Source organism: Streptomyces sp. NPDC053541 (assembly GCF_044544705.1).
Classification (GTDB): domain Bacteria; phylum Actinomycetota; class Actinomycetes; order Streptomycetales; family Streptomycetaceae; genus Streptomyces.
Map to the genome: position 1 here is coordinate 1 of NZ_JBITXM010000017.1, position 26,368 is coordinate 26,368.

A 26,368-nucleotide genomic window follows, 5' to 3' on the forward strand; every position below is an offset into this window, starting at 1 on the left:
CGGCGCAGCGTCGCCGGGACCGTCAGGCGGAGCGGGACGAGGCGCAGCGGGAGTTCGACGAGTTCAACCCGTTCTAGGGGTTGGGGGCGTCGGGGGTCCTGTGTGGTGTCCGGCGGACGGAGTCCGGCGTAGTCGTCCGATGCCTGTGAGGCCCTCTGGGGGCCGAGCGGTGCGAGGGCGGCCGTGGGTGGTCCTGCCCACCGCATGGAGGCCCCGCGCCCGGCGGCGCAGCGTCGCCGGGACCGTCAGGCGGAGCGGGACGAGGCGCAGCGGGAGTTCGACGAGTTCAACCCGTTCCAGGGGGTTCGGGTCCCCATCCGGCCGGGCCCCGGTCCGGGCCTTCGGGCCCGGACCGGGGCCCGTTGCGTGCCCGGCCGGCGCAGCGCCGGCCGAAGCCCGGCGGGCGGGCGTTAGGGGCCCCTCGGCCCCGGATTCGGGGGCGGGCCGGGGGCACAGGTGGCTCCCGTAGGATTCGGATGTGAGTCTCAGCCCCTCCGCTTCCGCGCCCGCCAACGACGGCCGGCTCAGCGTCGTCGTCATCGCCTACAACGACGAGGAACTGGTGGGCGAGGCGATCAGATCCGCGCTCGATCAGGGCGCGGTCGTCGCCGAGGTCGTGGCCGTGAACGACGCGTCCAGCGACGCGACGGGCAAGGTGCTCGACGAGCTCGCCGCGCTCCACCCGCGCGTGCGGGTGGTGCATCGGGAGGACAACAGCGGCGGCTGCGGCACCCCGCGCAACGACGGCATCGCCGCGGCCACCGCCCCCTACGTGATGTTCCTGGACAGCGACGACGTCCTGCCCCCGGGCGCGGCCGACGCCCTCGTCGCGGCGGCCGAGCGGCACAGGACGCCGGTGGCGGCCGGGCTCTGCGTGCGCCGGGAGCTGCCCGAGGGCCGCGACGTGCCCTGGCAGCCGGAGCTGTACGCGGACGCGGCAGTCCTCGACGGGGCCGCCGCCCTCGCCCCGTACACGCACGACACCCTCTGCGTGAACAAGGTCTACCGCCGCTCCTTCCTCTCCGAGCACGGCATCCGCTTCCCCGACGGGCGCTTCGTCTACGAGGACTTCGTCTTCAGCGCCCGCGTGCTCGCCGCCGCGCCGCGGGTCGCCGTGATCCCGGACACGGTCTACGTGTGGCACGTGCGCCGCGCCGCCGCGCAGCTGTCCATCTCCCTGGACCGCAAGGGCGTCGAGAACTGGACCGCCCGCATCGAGGCCCACCGCCAGGCCGTCGCCGCCTTCGCGGACGCCGGCCGCGACGGGCTCGCCGCCGCGTGCCGCACCAAGTTCCTGGAGCACGACGTCCGGCTCTACGCCCGCGAGCTGCCGCAGCGCGGCGCCGCGTACCAGAGCGACTGGTGGGCCCTCACCCACGCGTACCTCTCCTCCTTCGAGGAGGGCGAGATCGCCGCCGCGGCCGTCCCGGCCCGCTGGCTCGCCCGGCTGCTGCTCGCCGCGGCCGAGCCGCGCGACCTGACCCGGGCCGCCCGCCTCGCCGCGAACCCCGGGCTCCTGCTGCCTCCGTACGCGCGCGTGGACGGGTCCGCCGACGGCACGCCGGTGTGGGCGGAGGACCTGCCGGGCGCGGTCCTCGACGGCGTCGACACCGCCCCGCTCGACGCCCTCCCGCTCGTCGTCGACGCCACCTTGCGCACCGGCCCCACGGGAAGCGGCGAACTGCGCCTGACCGTACGGGACCTGTACGGCAGGGTCCGCGCCGCCGGCCCGCGCACCGCCGAGGTCGGCTTCGTGCCGCGCGGCGCCGCCGAGCCTGCCCGTACCGAGCGGGTCACCCTCGCCGAGGGTCCGGACGGCTGGACCGCCCGGCTCCCCGCCGGCTTCACCGGCCTCGCCCGGGCCGGCCGCCGCCGGGGCACCCGCGGCACCCAGGTGTGGGACCTGCGGATCACCGTGGAGTGCGCGGACGGCACCTCCTTCGGCACCGTCCCGCGTCTCGCGGGAGTCTCGCGCCGGTCGGTGCTGCCGAGCAGCCGGTACGGTGTAGTGCTGGTGCAGCAGTACACGACGGCGAACGGTTCGCTGGCGGTACGGATCGCGCCGGGGGCACGCGACGGTCTCAAGGTGGCGTGGGCCAAGCTCGGCCGGCTCGCCGGCAGCACACTGCAGGGAAAGGGTTAGGGAACACGATGACTTTTCTGATCACGGGCGGCGCGGGCTACATCGGCTCGCACGTCGTGCGCGCCATGACGCAGGCGGGCGAGAGCGTCGTCGTCCTCGACGACCTGTCCACGGGCTACGCCGAGCGCCTCCCCGAGGGCGTGCCGCTGGTGGTCGGTTCCACCCTGGACCGCGAGCTGCTCGACAAGACCATCGCCGAGTACGGCGTGACGGGCGTGGTCCACCTGGCGGCGAAGAAGCAGGTCGGCGAGTCCGTCGAGCTGCCGCTGCACTACTACCGCGAGAACGTGGTCGGCCTGACCGTCCTCCTGGAGGCCGTGGCCGCCGGCGGTGTGCGCAACTTCCTCTTCTCCTCCTCCGCCGCCGTCTACGGCATGCCGGACGTGGACCTCGTCACCGAGGACACCCCGTGCCTGCCGATGAGCCCGTACGGCGAGACCAAGCTGGCCGGCGAGTGGCTGGTCCGCGCGGCCGGCAAGGCCCACGGCATCTCCACCGCCTGCCTGCGCTACTTCAACGTGGCCGGCGCCGCGACCCCGGAGCTCGCCGACACCGGCGTCTTCAACCTGGTCCCGATGGTGTTCGAGCGGCTCGACGCCGGCGAGTCCCCGCGGATCTTCGGCGACGACTACGACACTCCCGACGGCACCTGCATCCGCGACTACATCCACGTCGAGGACCTGGCCGACGCGCACCTGGTCGCCGCCCGCAAGCTGGCCGAGTGGGCCGCCGCCGGCGAGCCGCGCGACCTCACCGTCAACATCGGCCGCGGCGAGGGCGTCTCCGTCCGCGAGATGGTGGACCTGATCAACGAGATCACCGGCCACAGCGTCGAGCCGGCCGTCACCCCGCGCCGCCCCGGCGACCCGGCGCGCGTGGTCGCCTCCGCCGGCCGCATCGAGTCGGAGCTCGGCTGGCGGGCCCGTCACGACGTCCGCGACATGATCAGCTCGGCCTGGGCCGGCTGGACGGCGCGCCGTTCCGTGTCCGCCTGAGGCCCGAAGCCCGAGGCCTGACACACGGCGCACGGCACACGGCACACGTCACGCACGACACGCAGAAGGCGGCCGGAGGGTTCGAAACCCTCCGGCCGCCTTCTCGCGTACGGGGCCCTTATCGCTCCAGGAAGCGGAAGAGCTCCTCCCACCGGTCGGTGATCGACTCGGGGGAGTAGCGGCGCACGTTGGCGTGGGCGGCGTCGCCCATGCGGTCGCGCAGCTCGTCGTCGGCGATCAGGGTGCTGATGTGCCGGGCGAGGTCCGTGGTGTTGCCGAGCGCGGCCAGCAGGCCGTCCTCGCCGTCCCGGATGATCTCGCGGACGCCCGGCGCGCAGTCGAACGCGGCACAGGGCACGCCCGCGGCCATCGCCTCCAGGAGCGTGATGGGGAAGCCCTCCGCGCGCGAGGCCTGGGCGAAGACCGAGGCCTCCTGCAGCGCGCCGAGCACGTCGGAGGTGCGGCCCATCCAGGCGACCGAGTCGTCCAGGCCCATCTCCGTGCACTGGCGGCGCAGCCGCTCCTCCTCGTCACCGGCGCCGTAGATCCGCAGCGTCCAGTCGGGGTGGCGCGGGGCGACCTCGGCCCAGCTGTCGAGCAGCATGTCCATCCCCTTCTCGTGCGAGAGGCGGCCGATGGAGGCGACCACCTTCGCCGAGCGCGGGGACGGGGCCTCGGGCATGAAGGGCAGCGGGTTCGGCATGTGGCCGACGTTGTCCATGCCCGCGCGGATCCAGCGGTCCGCGTCGCCGGGGGTGAGGACGAGCAGCCGGTCGACGTCCTTGTAGTAGCGCTTGACCCGGGCGAGCCGCGAGGAGGCGGCGCTCGCCTCGTACGACTCGTGGCTCATGCCGATGACGACGAGGCCCTTGGTGTCGGCGAGCGCCACCCACTCCATCGCCCACACCTGGGTGACGATGACGACCGCGCCGGGGCGGGCCGCGGCGAAGAGCGCGGTCAGCTTCTCGGCCTGCTCGCGCATATGGGCCGCGCGGGCGCGGTGCCGCATCCGCTCGGCCGCGTTGAGCCGGCCCTTGATGCCGCGCAGCGAGCCCACCTGCGGGGGGTGCGCGTCGTACAGCGTGGTGGTGGCGTACGGCAGGTCGGCGGGGAACTCCTGCCGGCGGCCCTCGGGCGCCGGCACGATGCCGATCGCGTGCACGCGGTGGCCCCGGTCGGCGAACTCCCGGGCCATCTGGTGCGACCAGGTGGTCACACCGCCCATCTCGTCGACGCTGTTGGAGACGAAGAAGATGTCACGGCCGCCGGACACGGCGGTCTGCTCGGTCACTTACCGCTCCTGGTGAAGAACTTGGCGACGATCTGCGAGGCCGCGTCGCCCCGGTCGAAGGCGCTGAAGTCGGTGTTGAACCGTTCCCGCGCCGCCGCGTACTTGGCGTCGGCCTCGTCCTTGAGCCGGGCGACCGCCGAGAAGAGCTCGCTCTCGGTGGACACCACGGGGCCGGGGGCCCGCTCCTTCAGGTCGAAGTAGGTGCCGCGGCTGCCGTTGGCGTACTCGTCGTAGTCGTACGTGAAGAAGATCATCGGCCGGTCGAGCAGCCCGTAGTCGAACATCACGGACGAGTAGTCGGTGATCAGCGCGTCCGCGAGCTCCAGGAGCGGCGTGGTGTCGTGGTAGGCCGACACGTCGATGACCCGGCCCCGCACGGACGGCGGCAGCGTGACCTCGTTGAGGTAGTGCGACCGCACGAGCAGGGTGTGGGTCTCGCCGAAGCGCTCCGCGAACTCCTCCACGTCGAAGGGGAATTCGAAGTGGCGCACCTTGCCGTTGGACTCGGCGCGGAAGGTCGGGGCGTAGAGCACGACCTGCTTGTCCGGGTCGATGCCGAGCTCCTGCGCGAGCGGGCCGCGCGCGCGGGCGCCCGTCTCGGCCTCGGCGCGACGGGCGGCGACCAGGGCGTCGTTGCGCGGGTAGCCGACCGGCAGCAGGACCTCCTCGCGCAGCCGGAAGCCCTTGGCCAGGGTCCTGACGTCGTGCTCGGAGCGCACCAGGAAGTGGTCGAAGCGGCTCAGCGACTTCTCCAGGGCCTCCTGACCGGCCTGGGAGCGCGCCTTGGTGCTGGGCTCGTGGAAGCCCATGCGCTTGAGCGCGGAGCCGTGCCAGGTCTGGATGTACGTGGTCTCCGGACGCTTCGTCAGGCGGTGCGGGAAGCCCTGGTTGTCGATCCAGAACTCCGCCTGGGCCAGGGCCCGCAGATACTGCCGGCTCCAGCGCTTGACCAGGGTGGCGTCCGTGGGGAAGCCGGTGGGCTTGGCGCCCGAGTAGGACCAGACGGCCTCGAACTTCACGCCCTGGCGGCGCATCTCCTCGTAGATCGCCTTCGGGCTGTCGCTGTACTGCTTGCCGAGGTGGCTCTCGAAGACCACGAGCCCCTTGCGGATCGGCAGCCGGCTGTAGACCTCGTGGTAGAGGCGGACCTTCGTCTCGCCGGACTGCAGCTGCTTGCGGGCCTTGAGCAGGCCGCGCAGGCTCTTCTTGGCCAGGTTGGCCGCGCTGCCGTGCATCGCGCCCTCGATCATCGCCGTGGTGCGGACCGCGGCGGCGCTCTCGGCGGTGAGGACGTAGGACAGGTTGCCCTTCTTGGTGACCTCGGGCCGGAAGCGGTCCGAGACCAGCCGCGTCAGGCGCGGGCGCACCCGCAGCGAGCGGGTGCCGTCGAGGTCGACGTCGCCGACGGAGACCCGGGTGTTGAGCGTCTTGCCGTCGACGGTCAGCAGCAGGCGCACGTCCCAGACGGGGTCGACGATGCCGTACGGGCGGATGCGGGAGAGGTCCGCGGTGGCCTCCCACTCGATCGCCGAGCTGGTGTGGCGCAGCGCGGTGGCCGGGACGCGGTACCGGCGCTGGCCGAGGTTGCGGCGGGCGCGGAACTCCAGGACGCCCTTGAGCTGCGCGGTCGCCGGGATCCGGCCCAGCGGGTTCACCACGGCGCCGCCCATGCGGACGGTGCCGCCGGCGTCCTCGTACGAGGTCAGGCGGTTGGCCAGGGCGATCGAGGACAGCGGGCTCAGGTGGTAGCCGGCGTCGGTGACGTTGAGGACCTTGCGGCCCATCGGGTCGTCGAGGTGTCCGTCGCACCAGTAGATCTGGCCGTCGCGCTCGACCAGCGAAGTGGTCAGGCGGCCCTGGTTGGTGAGCGCCTCGGTGGCCGGGATCAGGTTGTCCCAGTCCTCGCGGGTCAGCAGGTAGGCGCAGATCGCCTGGAGCGGCTGGACCTCGTCGTAGGCCTCGGGGGCGAGGCCGGCGAGGTAGCCGTTGGCCAGCTCGGCGAAGTCGCGGCGGTACTGCTCGTCCATCAGCGCGAGTTCGCGCAGGTGCAGCACGAGGTCGTGCTTGAGGAACTTGATGTCCTTGCGGAACTTCAGCTCCTCGTAGCCCTTCTCGGCGAGCAGGGCGTCGACCCGGCGGTGGATCTCCACGCGGTGGGCGAAGTTGGCGATCTCGTGGCGCCGATTGCTGATCGACTTGGCGGCCGCCTTCTCCTCCACGTTCCAGTAGTAGACCTGGTTCGGGATGAGGGTGATGCGGCGCGCGGCGACGTAGGCCTGCGCGGAGAAGAGCAGGTCCTCGTAGTGGATGCCGACGGGGAATTCCAGCCCCTGCTCCAGGAGGAACGAGCGGCGGTAGCACTTGTTCGTCGAGAGGGTGTCGAAGACGAGCAGGTCGGACATCTCGTTGATGGACTCGAGCGTCCGGGTCTCCGCGTAGATCCACGGGTACCACTGGGTGGTCTTGTTGTGCCGGCTGTCCAGGTGGACGCGGACGCACAGACCGGAGACGAGGTCGGAGCCGGTCCGCTCGGCGGCCGCCAGCATGTTGCGGCAGGCGTTGCGCTCCAGCACGTCGTCGCTGTCGAGGAACATGACGTAGGTGCCGGCCGCCCGCTGGATGCCGTAGTTGCGGGGCGCTCCGCAGCCGCCGCTGTTCTCGGGCAGCTGGAAGGCGCGGACCTTGTCGGGGTGCGCGGCGGCGAGACCCTGGGCGACCTTGAACGTGTTGTCCTTGCTGCAGTCGTCGACGATGACGACCTCGACGCTCTGCAAGGTCTGGTCCAGTACCGATTGGACGGCCGTCGGGAGACGCTCTGCGTCGTTGTAGGCGATGACGACCACGGAGACGTCAGGCACTTGCACCTCGATCCACTTGTCTTCCTCTCGACACATCCAAGCTACCCGCTGTTCGGGACCGCGTTTGACACCGCGGACGGCCGGTGCGGCGGTGTGCCCTTCCGAAGCCCTCGTAGGCCGGGTGGGTAACCCCCTACGGGAGTAATTCTCCTCAAGGAATGCGCACGTAGGGTGCAGAGGATCGCAGAATCTGCCCGATTCGACCACAAAGAGTGATTCGGCTCACGGCCCCGTTCCGGGCGGCGCCGTGAGCCGTGGGGACGGGGATCAGGCGCCCGCCGACCGCGCCGGGGCCATGGTCCGCAGCGCCTCGGACAGCTGCTCGCGCCAGTGCGGCTGCGCGGCGACGCCCGCGTCGGCCCAGCGCTCGTGCGCGAGGACGCTGTACGAAGGGCGCCGGGCGGGCCGGACGAACCTCTCCGAGGTGGTCGGCCGCACCCGCTCCGGGTCCAGACCGGTCAGCTCGAAGGCCGCCCGCGCCAGGTCGTACCAGGTCGCCGTGCCGCTCGCCGTGCCGTGGTAGACCCCGGCCGGGGCCGCGCCCTTCACGGCCGCCGCGCCCAGGTCGCGCAGCTGGCGGGCGAGCGCCCGGGTCCAGGTCGGCTGGCCGCGCTGGTCGTCGACCACGTCGACGGTCTCGCGCCGGGCCGCCAGGTCGAGCATCGTCGCCACGAAGTTCCGGCCGTGCGCCCCGTACAGCCACGCGGTGCGCACCACGTAGCCGCGCTCGGGCAGCAGCTCCAGGACCGCCCGCTCGCCCGCGAGCTTGCCGCGGCCGTAGGCGTTGACCGGGGAGGTGGGGGAGTCGTGCCGGTACGGCGCGGTCGCGTCGCCCGGGAAGACGTAGTCGGTCGACACCTGGAGCAGCACGGCGCCGGTCGCGGCGCAGGCCGCGGCGAGCGCGCGGGGGCCGTCGCCGTTGATCCGGGTGGCCGCGGCCTCCTCGGTCTCCGCGCCGTCGACGTCGGTCCAGGCGGCGGCGTTGACGACGACGTCGTGCCCGGCGACGGCGGTCTCGACGGCCCCGGCGTCGGTGACGTCCAGCTCGGCCCGGGTCAGCGCGGTGAACTCCGCGCCGGCCCCGGCCAGGACCTCGGCGAGGTCGCGGCCGAGCATGCCGGCCGCTCCGGTGACCAGCCAGCGGGTGGGGGTGGCGTCGTCCATCAGGCCAGCGCCGCCTTCGCCTTGAGCGGCTCCCACCAGGCGCGGTTCTCGCGGTACCACCGGACGGTGTCGGCGAGGCCCTGCTCGAAGGCGACCTGCGGGCGGTAGCCGAGCTCCTCCTGGATCTTGGCGATGGAGAGCGAGTAGCGCAGGTCGTGGCCCTTGCGGTCCTCGACGTGCTCAACCCTGTCCCAGCCGGCGCCGCAGGCGTCGAGCAGCAGAGCGGTGAGCTCCTTGTTGCTGATCTCGGTGCCGCCGCCGATGTGGTACACCTCACCAGCGCGTCCGCCACGCAGCACCAGCTCGATCCCGCGGCAGTGGTCGGACACGTGCAGCCAGTCCCGCACGTTCAGGCCCTCGCCGTACAGCGGGACCTTCCTGCCGTCCAGCAGGTTCGTGGTGAACAGCGGGATCATCTTCTCGGGGAAGTGGTAGGGCCCGTAGTTGTTGGAGCAGCGGGTCACCACCACGTCCATGCCGTGCGTGCGGTGGTACGAGAGCGCCAGCAGGTCCGAGCCGGCCTTGGAGGCCGAGTACGGGGAGTTCGGCGCCAGCGGCCAGTCCTCGGTCCAGGAACCCTCGGCGATCGAGCCGTACACCTCGTCCGTGGAGACGTGCACGAACCGGCCGACGCCGTGCCGCTTCGCCGCGTCGAGCAGCACCTGGGTGCCGAGCACGTTGGTGGTGACGAAGGGGGACGAGTCCAGGATCGAGCGGTCCACGTGCGACTCGGCGGCGAAGTGCACCACCGCGTCCTGGCCGCGCATCACGTCGTCGACGACTCCGGGGTCGCGGATGTCGCCCCGCACGAAGGCGTAGCCGGGCCGGTCGGCCACGGGGGCCAGATTGGCCTCGTTGCCGGAGTAGGTGAGGTTGTCCAGGACGGTGACCCGCGCGCCCTCGCCGGAGGGCAACTCTCCCAGGAGCAGTGCCCGCACGAACTGTGAACCGATGAAACCGGCGCCGCCGGTGACCAGAATCCTCATGAAGGCCACGATTCTATGGAACCGGCTGCCGGCACCAGTGCGCCCGCCTAGGCTCCCTGACATGCGTGGGATCTTGCTCGCCGGCGGGACCGGCTCGCGGCTGTGGCCGATAACCCGAGCCGTTTCCAAGCAGCTGATGCCGGTCTTCGACAAGCCGATGATCTACTACCCCCTGTCCACCCTCGTGATGGCGGGGATCGACGAGATCCTGGTCATCACGGGCCCCGACGAGCGCCCCCAGTTCGAGCGGCTGCTCGGCGACGGCTCCGACTGGGGCCTCGACATCCGCTTCGCGACCCAGGAGAAACCGAACGGCATCGCCGAAGCCTTCCTCATCGGCGAGGAGTTCATCGGCGGCGAGCCCGTCGCGCTGATCCTCGGCGACAACATCTTCCACGGCGTCGGCCTCGGCCGTCAGCTGGCCAAGTACCGCGCCCCCGAGGGCGGCGTCGTCTTCGCGCACGCCGTCGCCGACCCCTCCGCCTACGGCGTCGTCGACTTCGACGCGAACGGCGTCGCCCGCTCCATCGAGGAGAAGCCGAGCAGCCCGAAGTCCCGCTACGCCGTCCCCGGCCTCTACTTCTACGACAGCCGGGTCGTCGGGATCGCCCGCGACCTGACGCCCAGCGCCCGCGGCGAGCTGGAGATCACCGACGTCAACAAGTACTACCTCGACCGCGGCGAACTCCAGGTCTCCGTCCTCGACCGCGGCACCGTCTGGCTCGACACCGGCACCTTCCAGTCCCTCGTCCAGGCCTCCGAGTTCGTCCGGGTGATCGAGGAGCGCCAGGGCATGAAGATCGGCTGCCTGGAGGAGGCCGCCTGGCGGGCCGGCTTCATCGACCACGCGCAGCTGCGCGCCCTCGCCGAGCCGCTGACCAAGAGCGGCTACGGCGACTACCTGCTCGACCTGCTCGCCCGCGAGGCCGAGCAGCGGACCGGCCAGGTCTGAGACCCGAGAGAGGAACGGCTCTTCCCATGAAGGTCAACCCCCTTGGCATCGAGGGCGCCTGGGAGTTCGTCCCGCGGCAGCACGGCGACGCCCGCGGTCTCTTCCTGGAGTGGTACAAGGCCGAGCGCCTGGCCGAGGCCGTCGGCCACCCGCTGGACCTGCGGCAGGGCAACATGTCGGTGTCCGCCGCCGGCGTCGTCCGCGGCGTCCACTTCGCCGACGTGCCGCCCGGCCAGGCCAAGTACGTGACCTGCGTGCGCGGCGCGGTCCTCGACATCGTCGTGGACGTCCGGGTCGGCTCCCCGACCTTCGGCGGCTGGGAGGCCGTGCGCCTCGACGACCGGGAACGCCGGGCCGTCTATCTGTCCGAGGGCCTCGGCCACGGCTTCTGCGCCCTCACCGACGACGCCACCGTGACCTACCTCTGCTCCGAGGGCTACGCCCCCGAGCGCGAGCACGGCGTCCACCCGCTCGACCCGGAGATCGGCATTGCGTGGCCGGTCGACGGCCGGCCCGAGCTCTCGGCCAAGGACGCCCAGAGCCCGACCCTCGCCCAGGCCCGCGAGACCGGGCTCCTTCCGGTGTACGAGGAGTGCCTGGCCTTCCGCCGCTCGCTCGCCGGGCGCGGCTGACGGCGACGGCCCGGGCGGGCCCCGCAGGCGGCGACGGGCGGCCGCTCACGCACCGGGCCCCGTCGTCCAGCCTGCGGAATAGGCGGGCGGCGCCCCGAGCGGCTCGCGTAGATTGCCAGGCGAGCGCGATCACGGGCGCCCGGCGCCCCGGGGCCCGGGCGCGAGCGAGCGAGCACGAGCAGGACGGCGAGGACGACGCAGGTGACAGTGGCCAGGCAGTACGTGACGGAAGCCCGCAGGATCGTCGTGAAGGTCGGCTCGTCCTCGCTGACCACCGCGTCCGGAGGCCTCGACGCCGACCGGGTCGACGCCCTCGTCGACGTCCTCGCCAAGGTCCGCAGCGGCGGCGAGAAGGAGATCGTCCTGGTCTCCTCCGGCGCCATCGCCGCCGGCCTCGCCCCGCTCGGGCTCACCCGCCGCCCCAAGGACCTGGCCCGCCAGCAGGCCGCCGCCAGCGTCGGCCAGGGCCTCCTCGTCGCCCGCTACACCGCCTCCTTCGCCCGCTACGGCGTCCGCGTCGGCCAGGTCCTGCTCACCACCGACGACACCAGCCGCCGCGCCCACTACCGCAACGCCTACCGCACCCTCGACCAGCTGCTCGCCATGGGCGCCCTGCCGGTCGTCAACGAGAACGACACCGTGGCCACGGACGAGATCCGGTTCGGCGACAACGACCGGCTCGCCGCGCTCGTCGCCCACCTGGTCCGCGCCGACCTGCTCGTGCTGCTCTCCGACGTCGACGGGCTCTACGACGGCGACCCGTCCAAGCCCGGCACCTCGCGCATCGCGGAGGTCGCCGGCCCCGAGGACATCGCCCACGTCGAGATCGGCTCGGCCGGCAAGGCCGGCGTCGGCACCGGCGGCATGGTCACCAAGGTCGAGGCGGCCCGGATCGCCGCCGCCGCGGGCATCCCCGTGGTCCTCACCTCCGCCGTGCGCGCCGCCGACGCCCTCGCCGGCCGCGACACCGGCACCTACTTCCACCGCACCGGCCGGCGCTCCGCCGACCGCCTGCTCTGGCTCGCCCACGCCTCCACCCCGCGCGGCCACCTCACTCTCGACGCCGGCGCCGTACGGGCCGTGACCGAGGGCAAGAAGTCGCTGCTCGCGGCCGGAATCGCCGCCGTCGAGGGCGAGTTCAGCGCGGGCGACCCGGTCGAGCTGCGGGACGTCGAGGGCCGCGCCGTCGCCCGCGGACTCGTCAACTTCGACGCCAAGGAGATCCCCCAGCTCCTCGGCCGCTCCACCCACGAACTCGCCCGCGAGCTCGGCCCCGAGTACGAGCGGGAGGTCGTCCACCGCGACGACCTCGTCGTCATGTGACCGCACCCCGGAACGGACAGGGGTGAACCGCGACACCGGACCGTGACCCGAAACGGCTGAAAGTCCGGTCATCCGGTAGGGACCTTTACCAAAACCGCCCCACGCGCCGCCGCGGGCTGGTCAACTTTGTCTCGGGGGCAACGAGAGGGCGGGGAACGACCAGCACGCGCAGCAGCACACAGCACAGGCATCACACAGGAGGCCGCCGGTGAGACGAGCGCGCCCAGGGGCCACGGCCCGAGGGACGACCGAACGCGCCCTGACGAGCGTCGAGGCCGGAGCCGACTTCGACGACACGTCCGTCGACGACGAACCCCAGCAGACCAGGACGCCGGAGCGGGAGGTGTCCAAGCTCTGGCACATCACCCTCAGCGTCTCCGGCACGCCCGCCCCGCTGAAGGAGGTGCGCCGCGCCCTGGAACAGCTGGCCCACGACCACCCCTTCCTGCTGACCAGCCGCTACGCCGACGACCACGCCGAGATCCGCTACTGGGAGGAGGCCCGCGACCTCCACGACGCCGCCGCCGTCGCCCTGCGCCTGTGGGGCGAGCACCGGCAGAGCGCCCAGCTGCCGCCGTGGGAGATCGTCGGCCTGGAGGTCATCGACCGGGAGACCTACCACCAGCGGATCGCCGAGGGCTACGGCCCGCCGCCGGCCGCCCCGGTCGGCGTCCACCCCTACTGACGGCGCGGCCGGACGTCCGCGGAGGGGCCCCCGGCGACCGTCGACTTCCGGACACTCCGCCGCGCCCCGGGGTGTCTCGAACTACGGGACGGCCGAGGGATACGTGAGGGATGTCCGCAGGGGTGCCAGTACCCTGCGGGCATGACCTCGCTCATGCCCTTCGACAACATGTCCCCGGTCGCCCAGACCGCCTACCGGGCCCGCGCCGCGGCCGCCGACATCGCGCCACTGCCGCGCGCCGCGAAGGACGACGCCCTGCTGGCCATGGCGGACGCCCTGGAGGTCCGCACGGCCGAGATCGTCGAGGCCAACGCCGAGGACATCGCCCGCGCCCGCGAGGCCGGCACCAGCGAGGCCATCATCGACCGCCTCACCCTCACCCCCGAGCGGGTGCGGGCGATCGCCGCCGACGTCCGGCACGTGGCCGCCCTGCCCGACCCGGTCGGCGAGGTCGTCCGCGGCTCGACCCTCCCCAACGGCATCGACCTGCGCCAGGTCCGCGTCCCGCTCGGCGTCGTCGGCATCATCTACGAGGCCCGCCCCAACGTCACCGTCGACGCCGCCGCCCTCTGCCTCAAGTCAGGCAACGCCGTCCTGCTCCGCGGCTCCTCCTCCGCCTACTCCTCCAACACCGCCCTGGTGAAGGTGCTGCGCGACGCCGTCGGCGGCGCCGGCCTGCCCGCCGACGCCATCCAGCTGGTCCCCGGCGAGTCCCGCGACTCGGTGCGCGAGCTGATGCGCGCCCGCGGCCTCGTCGACGTCCTCATCCCGCGCGGCGGCGCCTCCCTCATCAAGACGGTCGTCGAGGAGTCCACCGTCCCCGTCATCGAGACCGGCACCGGCAACTGCCACGTCTACGTCGACGCCCAGGCCGACCTCGACATGGCCGTCGAGATCCTGGTCAACTCCAAGGCCCACCGGGTCAGCGTCTGCAACGCCGCCGAGACCCTCCTGGTCCACCAGGACATCGCCGACGCCTTCCTGCCCCGCGCCCTGGACGCCCTCGCCGAGGCCGGCGTCACCGTCCACGCCGACGAGCGGGTGCTCGCCCGCGCCGAGGGCAGCAAGGCCACCGTCGTCCCGGCCACCCCCGAGGACTGGGAGACCGAGTACCTCTCGTACGACATCGCCGCCGCCGTCGTCGACTCCCTCGACAAGGCCGTCGAGCACATCCGGCTCTGGTCCTCCGGTCACACCGAGGCCATCGTCACCACCTCCCAGGCCGCGGCCCGCCGCTTCACCCAGCTGGTCGACTCCACCACCGTCGCCGTCAACGCCTCCACCCGCTTCACGGACGGCGGACAGTTCGGCTTCGGCGCCGAGATCGGCATCTCCACCCAGAAGCTGCACGCCCGGGGCCCCATGGGCCTTCCGGAACTCACCTCCACCAAGTACATCGTGACCGGCGACGGTCACGTACGGTAACCGGCAGCCGCCCTCCGCGGTGCCGTCACGGGCAGGGACAGTTCGCGCTCTCCCTGCCCAAAACCCCCGCACCGGTCTACTCTGAACCCGTGCCGGACGACGTGGGGGGCACGCCGTTCCAGGACGGCCAGGACCCCGAGGACTCTGTCGACCGCGGCGGCGCCGACGAGGAATTCGCCACCGTGGCCTTCGACGAGGACTTCGTCCGGGCGGCACGCTTCCACGAGCCCACCGCCGTCGAACGGCTCCTCGCCGCCGCCCAGGCCCGCGCCGAGGCCGAGGCCGCCCGGGCCCGTGCCGTCGCCGGCCTGGCCGACGAGGACCCGTACGACGACCCCTACGACCTCGGCCGTCACCCCGACGGCTACGACCCGGACACCGCCGAGGACGACTTCGGCCCCTACGGCCCGCACGGCGGCGCCCTGCGCCCCTACCGGAGCAGCGCCCGCTGGCACCGCCCGGTCGCCTGGGTGCTCGCCCTGGTGATGGGCGTCGGGATGGTCGCCCTCGCCTTCAGCGCCGTCTACCGGGGCGCCTCCGCCAACCGCCAGGACCGCATGCCGCCCCCGGCCACCACCGGCGTCGACAAGCCCCGCACCGCCCCCTCCGCGGCCACCATGTCCTCCGCCCCGCCCGTCCCGGCGGCCCCCGGAGCCCCCTGATCCCTCCCCTCCGGCCCCGCCCGCCGGGCCCTTCGCCCGTTCGCCGCAGCCGCGTCGGAAATCTTCCGAAGTTGTCGTGTACCTGGGCGTTTACCGGGGCCCGCGCCGACCTACCCTGAAGGTATGGCAGGGCGTGGCGACCCGCCTGAGGGGAACCCCGAGGGGCTCCCCGGCGGTGAGGACGAGTACCGATCCGTCGTCTTCGACGAGTCGTTCGTCCGCGCTGCCCGCCTCCAGGAGTTCTCCGCCGAGGAGCGGATGGGCGAGCACGCCCAGGCCGTCCGCTCCCGGCCCCGCCGGGAGGGCCGCGGCGGCTCCCGGCAGGCCCTCATGCTCGTCCTGCTGATCCTCCTGGCCTTCGGCACCGCGGTCTACCTCGGCGTCCGCAACCCCTACCAGCCCCCGCTCGACCAGCGCGCCGAACCCCTGCGCACCACGCTCGTCCCGCTCGCCCCGCGCGACGCCGTCCCGGGCGGCACCCCCGACAGCCTCTTCGCGCACAGCCCCGCCGCCGAGTACCGCACCGGCGCCGCCGGCATCAACCTGCCCCTCGCCGCCCGCACCACGAGCTTCTCCGAGAGCCAGGTCGTCACCGCCCTCGGCATCGCCAAGGACTACCTGGTCGCCTCCTCCCTCGAACCGGACGTCCTGGCCGGCCGGACCGTCCGCCCGCCACGCCTCCTCGTCGACCCCGACCAGCTCGAACAGTTCGACCGGAGCGTCGAGTCGCCCTCCGACGACGGCCGGCACGCCGTCTCCGGCTGGCTGGTCCGCTTCGACCCGCGCACCGTCGTCCTCGCCGACCCGACCGTCCGCGTCCAGGGCACCCTGCGCTTCGCCGAGGTCAACGCCGACCTGCTGGACGTCACCGCCGACCACACCTTCACCTACGCGGTCCGGCCCGCGACCTCCGGCCCCGGCCCGGCCCCCCGCGCCTCGCTGTTCACCGTCCACCGCGAGCTGCACTTCCGCTTCGACCGCGAGGACCTGCGGATGCACCGCGCCGAACTGCTCACCAGCACCGTCCAGGCCGGCCCGCAGTCCTGCGACGCCGACCCGACCGGGGCGCTGCGGCCGCTGCTGGCCGGCATGCGGGCCGCCGATCCGGGCCGCCAGGCGGTCACCGACCCGTACGCCACGGGCCGGTCCACCGTCTCCTCGCTCTGCGGGGTCCTGGCCCCGGGCGCTCAGCCCTCGGTCTGACCGCCGGCCTCGCCCTTGGCGCCCTTGCCGCCGCCGGAGCGCCCGAACAGCTTCTCGCCCAGGCCGCCCGCCAGGTCCCCGGCGCCCCCGGCTATGTCGTTGACCAGCTTCATCAGCGGATCCTTGCTGGTGCGCACGCTGTCCGCGTAGTGCCGCCCGGACTCGCGGAAGGAGTCGGTCACCGAGGTGTCCTTGTCCTCCGAGCGCTTCGGGTAGTGGCCGTCCATGATCCGCTGGTAGTCGCGGGTCTCCGACCACTTCTTCAGCTCCGCCGCCCGCACCGTGGTGAAGGGGTGGGAGCGCGGCAGCACGTTGAGGATCTTCAGGACGGAGTCCCGCAGGTCGCCGCCCTTCTCGTACTCGTCGGCCTGGGCGAGGAACGCGTCCACGTTCATCTCGTGCAGGTGGTTGCCGCCGGCGATCTTCATCAGGCCGCGCATCGAGGCCTGCACGTCCTGCCCGACGAGCAGCCCGGCCCGGTCGGCCGACAGCTCCGACTTGCGGAACCACTCGCGCAGCGCCGTGACGATCGCCATGATCGCCACGTTCCCCAGCGGGATCCAGGCGATCTTGAGCGCCAGGCTGGTGAGGAACAGCAGCACCGTCCGGTACACCGAGTGACCCGACAGCGCGTGACCCACCTCGTGTCCGACGACGGCCCGCATCTCCTCCTCGTCGAGGAGCTCCACCAGACCGGTGGTGACGACGATGATCGGCTCGTCGAGACCGATGCACATCGCGTTGGGCTTCGGGTCCTGCGTCACGTACATCGGCGGGACCTTCTCCAGGTCCAGGATGTAACAGGCGTCCCGCAGCATGTCGTTGAGGTGGGCGAACTGCGCGTCGCTCACCCGCACCGAGTCGGAGAGGAACAGCAGCCGCAGGCTCCGCTCCGGCAGCAGCCCGCTCAGGGCCTTGAAGACGGTGTCGAAGCCGCTCAGCTTGCGCAGCGCGACCAGCGCCGAGCGGTCCGCCGGGTGTTCGTAGGCCCGGGAGGAGATGCCGGGGAAGCGCTTGCGCTGCCGGCCCGGCAGGTGTCCCTGGTGGTGATCGGTCATGGATGCCCCCTGTTCGTACGAGTCGGTGCTCGTCCCCCTGACGCGACCCAGACTAGGCGAGGGGGCTACCGTGTGGCGGAGCCTGTGGATAACTCGGGCACCGCGGACAACCGAGGAGCACGACCGTCATGCCGGACATCGCGACCACCGCCGTCACGCCGCTGCTCGCCGCGGCGTCCCAGCAGGGCCCGGGCGCCACGCTGCGCATCGTGCTGCTCGTCTCGATCGTCGGCGGCGCCCTCCTCGCCTGGTTCCTGCTCCGCGGCTACCGCAGCACCGACGACGGCGCGACGGACGCCGGCCCGGCCGGGACCACCCCGGCACGCGGCGAAAACGGCCCCGGTGACGCCAACGCCTGAGTCGGCGTGAGCGCTCGGCGACGCGCCGCATACGATGTGCGCGAAGTCTCCGCTCCCATCCCCGATCGAAGGTCACGTCGAAGATGAGCCTCCACGCCACCGCCGCCAACCTGGTCACGCTCGCGAGCGAGGGTGCCGAGCACGGCGGCAACCACGAAAGCCTCAGCCCGTACGTCACGGGTGGTGGCGCCCTCCTCGCGCTCCTGCTGCTGCTCTGGGTGACCACCCGCTTCAACCGCGACCGCTGAGCCGCGGGCCGGCCGAGCCGCGAGGCCGCTGATCCGGTGTTCGACGCCGTGCCAGTAGGCTCTGCACGCATGGGAGAGCAGGAAGTGCCTACTGGCGGTCGCGGCAAGCGCAGACTCGGCGTGATGGGCGGAACGTTTGACCCGATCCACCACGGACACCTGGTGGCCGCCAGCGAGGTGGCCGCCCTGTTCCACCTCGACGAGGTGGTGTTCGTGCCGACCGGGCAGCCGTGGCAGAAGAGCCACAAGGCGGTCTCGCCCGCCGAGGACCGCTATCTGATGACGGTCATCGCCACCGCGTCCAACCCGCAGTTCTCCGTCAGCCGCATCGACATCGACCGCGGCGGCCCGACGTACACCATCGACACCCTGCGGGACCTGCGCTCCCTCAACAGCGACTCGGACCTGTTCTTCATCACCGGTGCCGACGCGCTGTCCCAGATCCTCACCTGGCGCGACGCCGAGGAGCTGTTCGCCCTCGCCCATTTCATCGGGGTCACCCGCCCGGGCCACGACCTCACCGACGACGGTCTGCCCAAGGGCGGGGTCTCGCTCGTGGAGGTCCCCGCGCTCGCCATCTCGTCCACCGACTGCCGGGCGAGGGTCGCGCAGGGCGACCCGGTCTGGTATTTGGTCCCGGACGGTGTGGTGCGCTACATCGACAAGCGCCAGTTGTACCGCGGCGAGTGAGCCTCGGGGAGGGGCACCGGTGAACGATCAGCAGAACCCGAACCCGTACGACCCGTACTATCCGCAGCCGCAGATCATCGGCTACGACGCGTACGGGCAGCCGGTGTACCAGCAGCAGGTCCCGCAGCAGCACTACGACCCGTACGGCGCGCCCGTCCAGCAGCAGCCGCAGCAGCCGTACGGCCACGACCCGTACGCCCAGCAGCAGGCCCCGCAGCCCCCGCAGCCGCAGTACGACCCCTACGCCCAGCAGCCCGCCGCGTACGACTACCAGCAGTACGACACCGGGCAGCTCGGCGGGGTCGACCAGACCGGTCAGCAGTGGGCCGTCCGCACCGAATCCGCCCCCGCGCCGCAGGCCCCGCCCCCGCCCCGCGCGCCGCAGGACGCCCCCGGCGCGCCCGCCGCCGTGCCCGGCCAGCGCCCCGCGCCCGAGAACGACGGGCGGGACTACCGCACCGAGCAGTTCTCCTTCATCGAGGAGCCCGACGAGGACTCCGAGGACGTCATCGACTGGCTCAAGTTCACCGAGAGCCGCTCCGAGCGCCGCGAGGAGGCCCGCCGGCGCGGCCGCAACCGCCTCGTCACCCTCGTCGTGGTCCTGGTGCTCGTCGCCGTCGGCGGCGTCGGCTACCTCTGGTCGGCCGGCAAGCTCCCCGGTCTCTCCTCCGGCGAGGGCACGGCCCAGAACACCGCCACCGGACCCCAGCAGCGCGACACGATCGTCGTCCACCTGCACAACACCAAGGGCGGCGGCACCTCCACCGCCCTCCTCGTGGACAACAGCACCACCAAGCAGGGCACGACGGTCCTGCTCCCGAACTCGCTCGCCGTGACCGACGAGGACGGCGCCACCACCACCCTCGCCAAGTCCGTCGAGGACGACGGATCCAGCGGCACCCGCGAGGCCCTCGGCAACCTCCTCGGCGCGAAGATCACCGGCACCTGGCGGCTCGACACCCCGTACCTGGAGAACCTCGTCGAGCTCGTCGGCAACATCGACATCACCACCGACACCGAGGTGCCCGGCGAGAAGGCCGGCGCCGAGCCGCTGGTCAAGAAGGGCGAGGACCAGACCCTCAACGGGCGCGCCGCCGTCGCCTACGCCACCTACCGGGCGTCCGGCGAGGCCGAGGCCAAGCAGCTCCAGCGCTTCGGGCAGGTCATGTACGGCGTGCTGCGGAAGATCTCCGACGATCCCAAGGCCGCCACCGTCACCATCGAGACCCTGGCCCAGATCCTCGACCCCTCGCTGCCCGAGAAGGACCTCGGCGCCTCCCTGGCCAAGCTCGCCGAGCACGCCAAGATCGGCGACTACAAGACCGCGGTGCTGCCCGTCGAGGCCGACGGCTCGCTCAGCGAGGCCACCGGCGACAGCGTGGTCAAGGACATCCTCGGCGGCAAGGTCACCGCTCCCGAGCAGGGCGCCGCCACCCGGGTCTCGATCCGCGACGGCAGCGGCCGGGAGGCCACCGAGGCCGCCCGCGTGGTGCTGATCAACGGCGGCTACGCCGTGGTGGGCGGCACCAAGGCCGGAAACCAGGAGAAGTCCCAGGTCCTCTACGCGGACGACGCCCAGAAGCCGGCCGCCGTCGAGGTCGCCAAGACCCTCGGGCTGCCCGCCGGATCCGTGGCCAAGGGCAAGGCCGCCGCGAACGCCGAGGTCACCGTCGTGCTGGGAGCGGATTACGAGGTTCCCGGGGCCAAGCGATGACCCTCCGGCAGTCCTTCCGGTAAGCCTTCCGGTAATCCTTTTCGGGCCCGTCGGCGGTACATGAGACCCTTGAGGTGTCTCAGACCGCCGACGAAAGCCTGCTTGTGACCGCCACGGACCGCTCCATCGAGCTCGTCAACGCCGCCGCCCAGGCGGCGGCCGACCGGCTCGCGCACGACATCATCGCGTACGACGTCAGCGACGTGCTGTCGATCACCGACGCCTTCCTGCTCGCCTCCGCGCCCAACGACCGCCAGGTCAAGTCGATCGTCGACGAGATCGAGGAGCGGCTGCTCAAGGAGCTCGGCGCCAAGCCGGTGCGCCGGGAGGGCGACCGCGACGCCCGCTGGATCCTCCTCGACTACGTCGACATCGTGATCCACGTCCAGCACAGCGAGGAGCGGGTCTTCTACGCCCTGGAGCGCCTGTGGAAGGACTGCCCCGAGCTGCCGCTCCCCGAGGACGCGCTGAAGACCCGCGGCAAGGCCGAGGAGCACGCCCGGCTGACGGGCGCCGACGGAGCGGACGGTGAGCTGAGCTGACCAGCGGCAAGGGCGGCAGCGGCCGCCGCATCGTGCTGTGGCGCCACGGCCAGACCTCGTGGAACCTGGAGCGCCGTTTCCAGGGCAGCACGGACATCGAGCTGACCGAGACCGGCGTCGCCCAGGCGCGCCGGGCCGCCCGGCTGCTCGCCGCGCTGAAGCCGGACGCGATCGTCGCCTCCGACCTCAAGCGGGCCGCGGCCACGGCCGCCGAGCTGTCCGCGCTCACCGGCCTCGCCGTCGCCCACGACTCCGCGCTGCGCGAGACGTACGCGGGGGAGTGGCAGGGTCTGACCCACGACGAGATCACCGCCCGGTACGGCGACGAGTACGCCGCCTGGAAGCGCGGCGAGCCCGTGCGCCGGGGCGGCGGCGAGCTGGAGACCGAGGTGGCCGACCGGGCCGCCCCCGTGGTCCTGGAGCACGCCGAGAAGCTCCCGGTGGACGGCACGCTCGTCGTCGTCAGCCACGGCGGCACCATCCGCACCACGATCGGCCGGCTGCTCGACCTGGAGGCCCGGCACTGGGAGTCGCTGGGCGGCCTGTCGAACTGCTGCTGGTCGGTGCTCGGCGAGGGGGCCCGCGGCTGGCGGCTCCTGGAGCACAACGCCGGCACGCTGCCCGAGCCGGTCCTCGGCGACGACGACTGAGACGGCGCCCGGGACGGCATCCCGAGCCCCTTCGGTGACCTGCCGGAGCCGATTTCACTTTCCGGCAGGTCACAGGCTAAAGTTCATCTTGTTCGCAGCGCGGAGCGCGAAGAACGTGCGGGGCTATAGCTCAGTTGGTAGAGCGCTTGCATGGCATGCAAGAGGTCAGGAGTTCAATTCTCCTTAGCTCCACAGTCACCGGATCCCGTCCCCAGCAGGGGGCGGGATCCGTCGTTTTCCGCCCCTTCTCGCGCCCGTCCCCCTCCCTCCCTCCCGACTGCCGTCCCGTCACCGCTCGTTCAGGAGCAGGTCGACCGAGCGCCGGCTCTCCTCGTCGTTCGGCGTGTAGGTGACGATCCGGCACTCCGGCATCCCGTTGATCGACAGCGAGACCGAGGTCATCCGCATCTCGCCGACCCGCTGGTGCCGGAAGGTCTTCACGCGCGTGCCCGGCGGCACGACGTCACCGCTGCGCCACAGCTCCGCGAAGTACGGACTCGCCTCGCTCAGCAGCCGGACGAACGACTCCCAGGCCGGCTCGCCCACATGGCGCCCGTACGCGCCGAGCAGCTGGGCCACCATGATCGGCAGCTCCAGCTCCCGCTCGACCACCGGGCACACCTCGCCCGGCATCGTGAACAGCGTCCACAGCACGTTGCGCACCCCGAGCGGGCCCGTCCACGGCTTGGCGTCCGCCCGGAGGAACAGCAGCTCGTACATGGCGTTGGTCGCCAGCACGTCGTACCGCGCGTTGTAGACCACCGCGGGCAGCGGCACCAGGGCGTCGAGGATGCCCTGGATCTCCGGGCTCACCCGCATCGCCTGCTCCGAGGCCGGCTCCGGCTCGTACGGCACCTCCGCCAGGTGGTAGAGGTGCTCGCGCTCCGGGCGGTCGAGCCGCAGCGTGCGGGCCACCGCGTCGAGCACCTGGGCCGAGGCGTTGATCGGCCGGCCCTGCTCCAGCCACGTGTACCAGGTCACGCCGACCCCGGAGAGCTGCGCCACCTCCTCGCGGCGCAGCCCCGGGGTGCGCCGTCTCAGACCCGGCGGCATGCCCACGTCCTGGGGCGTCACCCGCGCCCGCCGGCTGCGCAGGAACGCCGCCAGCTCCGGCCTCCGCCGCGTCTCGCCCACCGCTGCCACAGTCGTCACGTCCCCCATGGTCGAGTTCCCCCGCCGTCGTTGCCAGGTGCTGTCAGTACCAGCATCGACGGGCTCTCGTTACCCGTATCCGGCCGGCGTCACGCTCCTCCCATGACGACGACCACCACACGTCCCGCACTCAGTAAAGACCCCACCACCGACAACCGCCCCCGCGCCCTGCTCGCCGTCGTGCTCGCCGCCCAGTTCATGGCGCTGCTCGACGTCTTCATCGTCAACGTCGCCGCCCCCACCATCCGCACCGAACTCGCCGCCACCGGGGCCGGGATCCAGCTCGTCGTCGCCGGATACACCATCGCCTACGCGGTGTTGCTCATCACCGGCGCGCGCCTCGGCGACCGGCTCGGCCACCGGCGGGTCTACCTCGCCGGGCTCGCCGTCTTCACCCTCGCCTCGCTGGCCTGCGGACTGGCCGCCGGAACCGGCCAGTTGATCGCCTTCCGGGTCGCCCAGGGCGCCGGGTCGGCCCTGATGATCCCGCAGGTGCTCAGCCTGATCCAGCGCAACTTCACCGGCGAGGGCCGGGTCCGCGCGCTCGGCGCCTACTCCGCCGTGCTCGCCACCGGCGCGGCCGCCGGCCAGGTCGTCGGCGGCGTCCTCGTCAGCGCCGACCTGTTCGGCACCGGCTGGCGCCCGGTCTTCCTGGTGAACGTGCCCATCGGCCTGGCCCTGCTGGCCCTCGGCGCCCGGGTGCTGCCGCGCGACACCGGCACCGAGGCCGAGCGCGGCCGCTCCCTCGACCTGCCCGGACTCCTGCTGCTCGCGGGCTCCGTCACGCTCTTCACCGTCCCGCTCGTCCTCGGCCAGGAGAAGGGCTGGCCGCTGTGGACCTGGCTGTCCTTCGCCGGCGCGCTGCTGCTCCTGGCCTGCTTCGGCGGGTACGAGGCGCGGCTCGCCCGGCGCGGCGGCGCCCCGCTCATCGCGCCGCGGGTGCTCCGCAGCCCCGGCATCGGCACGGCCGTCCTGCGGATCGTCGCCGTGATGGGCGTCAACGCGGGCTTCCTGTTCACCCTCACCCTGCACCTCCAGGGCGCGCTCGGGCACAGTGCGCTGCGCACCGGGCTCACCTTCGCGCCGACCGCCGCCGTCTTCGGCCTCGTCGGCCTCACCTGGCGGCGCTGGCCCGCCCGGCTGCAGCCCTTCCTGGTGCCCGCCGGATTCCTGCTCACGGCAGCCTCCTCGGTGGGCGTGGGCGCCGTCCTGAGGGACGGGGGCGCGGGCGGCTGGGCGCTCTACCCGGTGCTCTGCGCCATGGGTGCCGGTCTGGCGCTGGCCTTCAGCCCGGCGCTGACCGGGGCGCTCGCGACCGTACGCCCCGAGGACGCCGCCGACGCCAGCGGACTGCTCGCCACCGTGACCCAGCTCGGCCAGCTGATCGGCGTCGCCGCCTTCGGCGCGCTCTTCCTCGGCCGGATCACCGGACAGGGGGCGCACGTCTCCGCGCACGCGCTCTGGGTGTGCACCCTCGCGCTGGCCGCGACGGCCGTCCTGGGGGCCTCGGCGAGCCTGCTCCGCCGACGACGCTGACCCCCTTGCGGGCCCATGGCAGAATCGGACCGCCGGAGGGGAAGAGGGTCCGGGCGGGAGGGAGCGCGCATGGCCGTGGACGGTGCCGACGAGGTCGCAGCCGATGCCGTCGCGGACTCCGCTCCCGGGCCGTGGAGCCCGCCCCCCGGCCGTGCGGCGCGTGCCGCCTCCGTGACGGGAGCCGAGTGATGGGGGCGCACCGGCGGAAGTGCGACTGGTGCGGCAGCGGGACGCCCATCGTGCGCGACATGGACCCCGTGAACCCCTCGTTCCAGTACTGGTGCGAGGAGTGTGCGCGGGCGCTGATCATAAAAGGCGACCCCATCGAGACCTACCGCGAGCTCGAAGGGGAGCCGATCTACGGGCGGCTCCTCGACGAGCACTGCACCCTGAAGCGGTTCTACTCGTTCGCGACGGCCTGAGTGACGGCCTGGGGCTCCCGCGTCTCCTCCCGGGGCTCCGGGATCCTGTCCAGCGGGTCCCGGCCGCGCGTGCGGCGCAGCGACAGGGCGTAGCCGGCCAGCAGTGCGAGCGCCGTCAGCGGATACACCGCGGAGAGCAGCATCTGCCCGGCGTTCTGGTCGAGTTCCGGACGGCCCGGGTCGTGCGGCACCCACCACAGCGCGAAGGACGCGAAGGCCAGCGCCACGGCTCCGGTCACCGGCCACGCGCGCGTGGAGCGGTCGTACAGCAGGATCAGCAGCGGCACGCACCACACCCAGTGGTGGGACCAGGAGATCGGGCTGACCATCAGCGCGGTGACCGCCGTGATCACCACGGCCACCGCCCGGTCGCCGCGCAGCGCCGCCCGCACCGCGAGGACCATCGCCGCGCCGCCCAGCAGGACGGCGGCGGCCAGCCACCACAGGCCGGGCGCGTCCGTGTGCATCAGCCGGGCCAGGACGCCGCTGAGGGACTGGTTGGCGGTCTCCTCGGCGTGACCGACCCGGCCGGTCTCGAACAGCGTCCCGGTCCAGAACCGCTTCGAGTCGGCGGGCAGCGCCAGCGCCGTCGTCAGCGTCGTCACCAGGAAGACACCGGTCGCCGTGAGGCCGGTCCGCAGCCACTGGTTCAGGGCCCGGTCGCGGCGCCACAGCAGCAGTCCGGCGGCGAGGAGCAGGACCACGAAGAGCCCCGGGGTGAGCTTGACGGCGGTGGCCAGGCCGATGCCCAGGCCGGCCCAGCGGCTGCCCTCGCGCCGGGTCAGGTCCCACAGCACGGCCACCGCCACGAGCAGGTTGATCTGCCCGTACCGCAGCGTCGTCCACACGGGCTCGCACCACACCACGACCGCCGCCACCCACAGTGTGGTTCGCCACAGCTGGGTGCGGGCCTCCGGGCGCGCCAGGGCCGGGCGGACCAGCTGGAGCGACAGCCGCACCAGCGCCACCACCAGGAGCAGGTTCCCCGCCGTGGTCAGCGTCCGCATCAGCGGCACGCCCACCAGGGTCAGCGGCAGGAACAGCACGGCGGCGAACGGCGGATAGGTCATCGCCAGGTTCGCCGAGGTGGCGCGCATCGCGTAGAGGTCCTCGCCGGCCCGCAGCGTCTCGGCCTCGGCCCGGTAGACCATCACGTCCAGCATGTTCACGTGGGCGAGCCGCTGCGCCACCCAGAACGCCGTGAACGACAGCAGCCACACCACCGCGGCGACGGCCAGGGACCGGGACGGGACGCGGGACGGCGCGGAGGACGGGGACACCGGGGGCAAGGAGGAGGCGGACACAGACGGCGACCCTACCCGCCCGGCCGGTGCGGCCGGAGAAACGGATTTGGCGAACGGCCCGGCGGACGGTTACTGTTCTGTTCGTCGCCGCACGGGAGACCGGCGGGACACAACTAAACAAGGGGCTATAGCTCAGTTGGTAGAGCGCTTGCATGGCATGCAAGAGGTCAGGAGTTCAATTCTCCTTAGCTCCACAGATCCCGTACACGGGGCTATAGCTCAGTTGGTAGAGCGCTTGCATGGCATGCAAGAGGTCAGGAGTTCAATTCTCCTTAGCTCCACAGAAGAGAAGCGGGGGGGGCGCCCCCGCCGCCCCCCCCCCCGCCCCCCCCCGCGCGGGGGGGCGCCCGCGCGCGCCGGGGCCCCCGGTGCGC

General features: G+C 72.5%; 24 protein-coding genes and 3 tRNA genes. 20 read left to right on the plus strand and 7 right to left on the minus strand.

All coding sequences use genetic code 11. The annotated features are described in order from the left end of the window. Positions 1–478: 478 nt before the first annotated feature. Together ACIGW2_RS33225 and galE are read left to right on the plus strand one after the other, a co-directional pair. Positions 479–2,143, plus strand: coding sequence for a glycosyltransferase family 2 protein (locus ACIGW2_RS33225; protein ID WP_391656461.1), 1,665 nt, complete (start codon positions 479–481; stop codon positions 2,141–2,143). A gap of 8 nt (positions 2,144–2,151) precedes the next feature. Beyond that, on the plus strand, positions 2,152–3,138 hold the full coding sequence (gene galE, locus ACIGW2_RS33230; RefSeq protein WP_356072448.1) for a UDP-glucose 4-epimerase GalE: 987 nt from the start codon (positions 2,152–2,154) through the stop codon (positions 3,136–3,138). 118 nt (positions 3,139–3,256) lie between these two features. On the opposite strand, the gene ACIGW2_RS33235 is transcribed toward galE, so the two are convergent. The 4 genes from ACIGW2_RS33235 to rfbB all read right to left on the minus strand — a co-directional run bounded on the left by ACIGW2_RS33235 (position 3,257) and on the right by rfbB (position 9,437). Then, positions 3,257–4,363 carry a glycosyltransferase gene (locus ACIGW2_RS33235; protein WP_391656482.1) on the minus strand — a complete coding sequence of 369 codons (1,107 nt, stop codon included), beginning with the start codon at positions 4,361–4,363 and terminating at the stop codon, positions 3,257–3,259. Between the two features lie 62 nt (positions 4,364–4,425). Next, entirely contained in the window at positions 4,426–7,293 is a 2,868-nt protein-coding gene (locus ACIGW2_RS33240) for a CDP-glycerol glycerophosphotransferase family protein (protein WP_399847809.1), read from the minus strand. Between the two features lie 261 nt (positions 7,294–7,554). Next, the gene (gene rfbD / locus ACIGW2_RS33245) at positions 7,555–8,451 is read right to left on the minus strand and encodes a dTDP-4-dehydrorhamnose reductase (protein ID WP_399847811.1); all 897 of its coding nucleotides are present in this window, start codon (positions 8,449–8,451) and stop codon (positions 7,555–7,557) included. Continuing rightward, positions 8,451–9,437 (minus strand): dTDP-glucose 4,6-dehydratase, encoded by a 987-nt coding sequence (gene rfbB, locus ACIGW2_RS33250; RefSeq protein WP_399847813.1) that lies wholly within the window; start codon positions 9,435–9,437, stop codon positions 8,451–8,453. Before rfbB ends, rfbD begins: the two co-directional genes overlap by 1 nt. Positions 9,438–9,498: 61 nt before the next feature. On the opposite strand from rfbB, the gene rfbA reads away from it, so the two are divergent. The 7 genes from rfbA (at position 9,499) to ACIGW2_RS33285 (ending at position 16,319) form a co-directional block, all read left to right on the plus strand. Then, on the plus strand, positions 9,499–10,389 hold the full coding sequence (gene rfbA, locus ACIGW2_RS33255; protein WP_361585259.1) for a glucose-1-phosphate thymidylyltransferase RfbA: 891 nt from the start codon (positions 9,499–9,501) through the stop codon (positions 10,387–10,389). Between the two features lie 26 nt (positions 10,390–10,415). Next, a complete protein-coding gene (gene rfbC / locus ACIGW2_RS33260; protein WP_391656456.1) occupies positions 10,416–11,021 on the plus strand; it encodes a dTDP-4-dehydrorhamnose 3,5-epimerase in 606 nt (201 codons plus the stop codon). Between the two features lie 201 nt (positions 11,022–11,222). Continuing rightward, a complete protein-coding gene (gene proB, locus ACIGW2_RS33265) occupies positions 11,223–12,344 on the plus strand; it encodes a glutamate 5-kinase (protein ID WP_361585265.1) in 1,122 nt (373 codons plus the stop codon). A gap of 208 nt (positions 12,345–12,552) precedes the next feature. Beyond that, positions 12,553–13,029, plus strand: a complete 477-nt coding sequence (locus ACIGW2_RS33270; RefSeq protein WP_356072470.1) for a hypothetical protein — start codon at positions 12,553–12,555, stop codon at positions 13,027–13,029. Between the two features lie 141 nt (positions 13,030–13,170). Next, a complete protein-coding gene (locus tag ACIGW2_RS33275; RefSeq protein ID WP_361585268.1) occupies positions 13,171–14,454 on the plus strand; it encodes a glutamate-5-semialdehyde dehydrogenase in 1,284 nt (427 codons plus the stop codon). Positions 14,455–14,543: 89 nt separating this feature from the next. Then, positions 14,544–15,116 carry a hypothetical protein gene (locus ACIGW2_RS33280; protein WP_356072475.1) on the plus strand — a complete coding sequence of 191 codons (573 nt, stop codon included), beginning with the start codon at positions 14,544–14,546 and terminating at the stop codon, positions 15,114–15,116. Between the two features lie 123 nt (positions 15,117–15,239). Then, positions 15,240–16,319: a hypothetical protein gene (locus ACIGW2_RS33285; protein WP_391656454.1), complete on the plus strand. Its 1,080-nt coding sequence runs from the start codon at positions 15,240–15,242 to the stop codon at positions 16,317–16,319. On the opposite strand, the gene ACIGW2_RS33290 is transcribed toward ACIGW2_RS33285, so the two are convergent. Next, entirely contained in the window at positions 16,304–17,377 is a 1,074-nt protein-coding gene (locus tag ACIGW2_RS33290) for a M48 family metallopeptidase (RefSeq protein WP_391656453.1), read from the minus strand. The genes ACIGW2_RS33285 and ACIGW2_RS33290 overlap by 16 nt on opposite strands. Positions 17,378–17,505: 128 nt before the next feature. On the opposite strand from ACIGW2_RS33290, the gene ACIGW2_RS33295 reads away from it, so the two are divergent. The 7 genes from ACIGW2_RS33295 (at position 17,506) to ACIGW2_RS33325 (ending at position 21,772) form a co-directional block, all read left to right on the plus strand. Beyond that, a complete protein-coding gene (locus ACIGW2_RS33295) occupies positions 17,506–17,736 on the plus strand; it encodes a hypothetical protein (RefSeq protein ID WP_391656483.1) in 231 nt (76 codons plus the stop codon). Between the two features lie 83 nt (positions 17,737–17,819). Continuing rightward, a complete protein-coding gene (locus tag ACIGW2_RS33300) occupies positions 17,820–17,984 on the plus strand; it encodes a hypothetical protein (RefSeq protein WP_391656452.1) in 165 nt (54 codons plus the stop codon). Between the two features lie 69 nt (positions 17,985–18,053). Continuing rightward, positions 18,054–18,674: a nicotinate-nucleotide adenylyltransferase gene (gene nadD, locus ACIGW2_RS33305; RefSeq protein ID WP_265862320.1), complete on the plus strand. Its 621-nt coding sequence runs from the start codon at positions 18,054–18,056 to the stop codon at positions 18,672–18,674. A gap of 19 nt (positions 18,675–18,693) precedes the next feature. Further along, positions 18,694–20,388, plus strand: a complete 1,695-nt coding sequence (locus ACIGW2_RS33310) for an LCP family protein (RefSeq protein WP_399847817.1) — start codon at positions 18,694–18,696, stop codon at positions 20,386–20,388. Between the two features lie 104 nt (positions 20,389–20,492). Continuing rightward, complete coding sequence (rsfS, locus tag ACIGW2_RS33315; RefSeq protein WP_361585281.1) at positions 20,493–20,930, plus strand: ribosome silencing factor; 438 nt, start codon at positions 20,493–20,495, stop codon at positions 20,928–20,930. Further along, the gene (locus ACIGW2_RS33320) at positions 20,927–21,580 is read left to right on the plus strand and encodes a histidine phosphatase family protein (protein ID WP_391656481.1); all 654 of its coding nucleotides are present in this window, start codon (positions 20,927–20,929) and stop codon (positions 21,578–21,580) included. The genes rsfS and ACIGW2_RS33320 overlap by 4 nt, the downstream gene beginning before the upstream one ends. 119 nt (positions 21,581–21,699) lie before the next feature. After that, a tRNA-Ala gene (locus tag ACIGW2_RS33325) sits at positions 21,700–21,772 on the plus strand. A 96-nt stretch (positions 21,773–21,868) separates the two neighbouring features. Here the strand turns inward: ACIGW2_RS33325 and ACIGW2_RS33330 are convergent. Next, complete coding sequence (locus ACIGW2_RS33330; protein WP_399847820.1) at positions 21,869–22,741, minus strand: helix-turn-helix transcriptional regulator; 873 nt, start codon at positions 22,739–22,741, stop codon at positions 21,869–21,871. A 93-nt stretch (positions 22,742–22,834) separates the two neighbouring features. Here ACIGW2_RS33330 and ACIGW2_RS33335 point away from each other — a divergent pair, with 93 nt between their 5' ends. Both ACIGW2_RS33335 and ACIGW2_RS33340 read left to right on the plus strand, forming a co-directional pair. Beyond that, positions 22,835–24,268 carry an MFS transporter gene (locus ACIGW2_RS33335; RefSeq protein WP_399847822.1) on the plus strand — a complete coding sequence of 478 codons (1,434 nt, stop codon included), beginning with the start codon at positions 22,835–22,837 and terminating at the stop codon, positions 24,266–24,268. Positions 24,269–24,456: 188 nt separating this feature from the next. Beyond that, positions 24,457–24,690: a hypothetical protein gene (locus ACIGW2_RS33340; protein ID WP_265862737.1), complete on the plus strand. Its 234-nt coding sequence runs from the start codon at positions 24,457–24,459 to the stop codon at positions 24,688–24,690. Here ACIGW2_RS33340 and ACIGW2_RS33345 read toward each other — a convergent pair. Continuing rightward, the gene (locus ACIGW2_RS33345; protein WP_399847824.1) at positions 24,669–25,970 is read right to left on the minus strand and encodes a glycosyltransferase 87 family protein; all 1,302 of its coding nucleotides are present in this window, start codon (positions 25,968–25,970) and stop codon (positions 24,669–24,671) included. The genes ACIGW2_RS33340 and ACIGW2_RS33345 overlap by 22 nt on opposite strands. Before the next feature lie 145 nt (positions 25,971–26,115). On the opposite strand from ACIGW2_RS33345, the gene ACIGW2_RS33350 reads away from it, so the two are divergent. Continuing rightward, a tRNA-Ala gene (locus ACIGW2_RS33350) sits at positions 26,116–26,188 on the plus strand. A 14-nt stretch (positions 26,189–26,202) separates the two neighbouring features. Next, positions 26,203–26,275, plus strand: a tRNA-Ala gene (locus ACIGW2_RS33355). The last annotated feature ends 93 nt before the right edge of the window (positions 26,276–26,368 follow it).

Excerpts from the sequence above, each read along its gene's own strand:
- ACIGW2_RS33340 (WP_265862737.1), top strand. The coding sequence starts at position 24,457 with ATGGGGGCGCACCGGCGGAAGTGCGACTGGTGCGGCAGCGGGACGCCC.
- nadD (WP_265862320.1), top strand. The coding sequence starts at position 18,054 with ATGGGAGAGCAGGAAGTGCCTACTGGCGGTCGCGGCAAGCGCAGACTC.
- ACIGW2_RS33290 (WP_391656453.1), bottom strand. The coding sequence starts at position 17,377 with ATGACCGATCACCACCAGGGACACCTGCCGGGCCGGCAGCGCAAGCGC.
- ACIGW2_RS33235 (WP_391656482.1), bottom strand. The coding sequence starts at position 4,363 with ATGGGCGGTGTGACCACCTGGTCGCACCAGATGGCCCGGGAGTTCGCC.
- ACIGW2_RS33285 (WP_391656454.1), top strand. The coding sequence starts at position 15,240 with ATGGCAGGGCGTGGCGACCCGCCTGAGGGGAACCCCGAGGGGCTCCCC.
- rfbD (WP_399847811.1), bottom strand. The coding sequence starts at position 8,451 with ATGGACGACGCCACCCCCACCCGCTGGCTGGTCACCGGAGCGGCCGGC.
- ACIGW2_RS33330 (WP_399847820.1), bottom strand. The coding sequence starts at position 22,741 with ATGGGGGACGTGACGACTGTGGCAGCGGTGGGCGAGACGCGGCGGAGG.
- rfbB (WP_399847813.1), bottom strand. The coding sequence starts at position 9,437 with ATGAGGATTCTGGTCACCGGCGGCGCCGGTTTCATCGGTTCACAGTTC.
- ACIGW2_RS33335 (WP_399847822.1), top strand. The coding sequence starts at position 22,835 with ATGACGACGACCACCACACGTCCCGCACTCAGTAAAGACCCCACCACC.
- rfbA (WP_361585259.1), top strand. The coding sequence starts at position 9,499 with ATGCGTGGGATCTTGCTCGCCGGCGGGACCGGCTCGCGGCTGTGGCCG.
- rfbC (WP_391656456.1), top strand. The coding sequence starts at position 10,416 with ATGAAGGTCAACCCCCTTGGCATCGAGGGCGCCTGGGAGTTCGTCCCG.
- ACIGW2_RS33300 (WP_391656452.1), top strand. The coding sequence starts at position 17,820 with ATGAGCCTCCACGCCACCGCCGCCAACCTGGTCACGCTCGCGAGCGAG.
- galE (WP_356072448.1), top strand. The coding sequence starts at position 2,152 with ATGACTTTTCTGATCACGGGCGGCGCGGGCTACATCGGCTCGCACGTC.
- ACIGW2_RS33295 (WP_391656483.1), top strand. The coding sequence starts at position 17,506 with ATGCCGGACATCGCGACCACCGCCGTCACGCCGCTGCTCGCCGCGGCG.
- ACIGW2_RS33275 (WP_361585268.1), top strand. The coding sequence starts at position 13,171 with ATGACCTCGCTCATGCCCTTCGACAACATGTCCCCGGTCGCCCAGACC.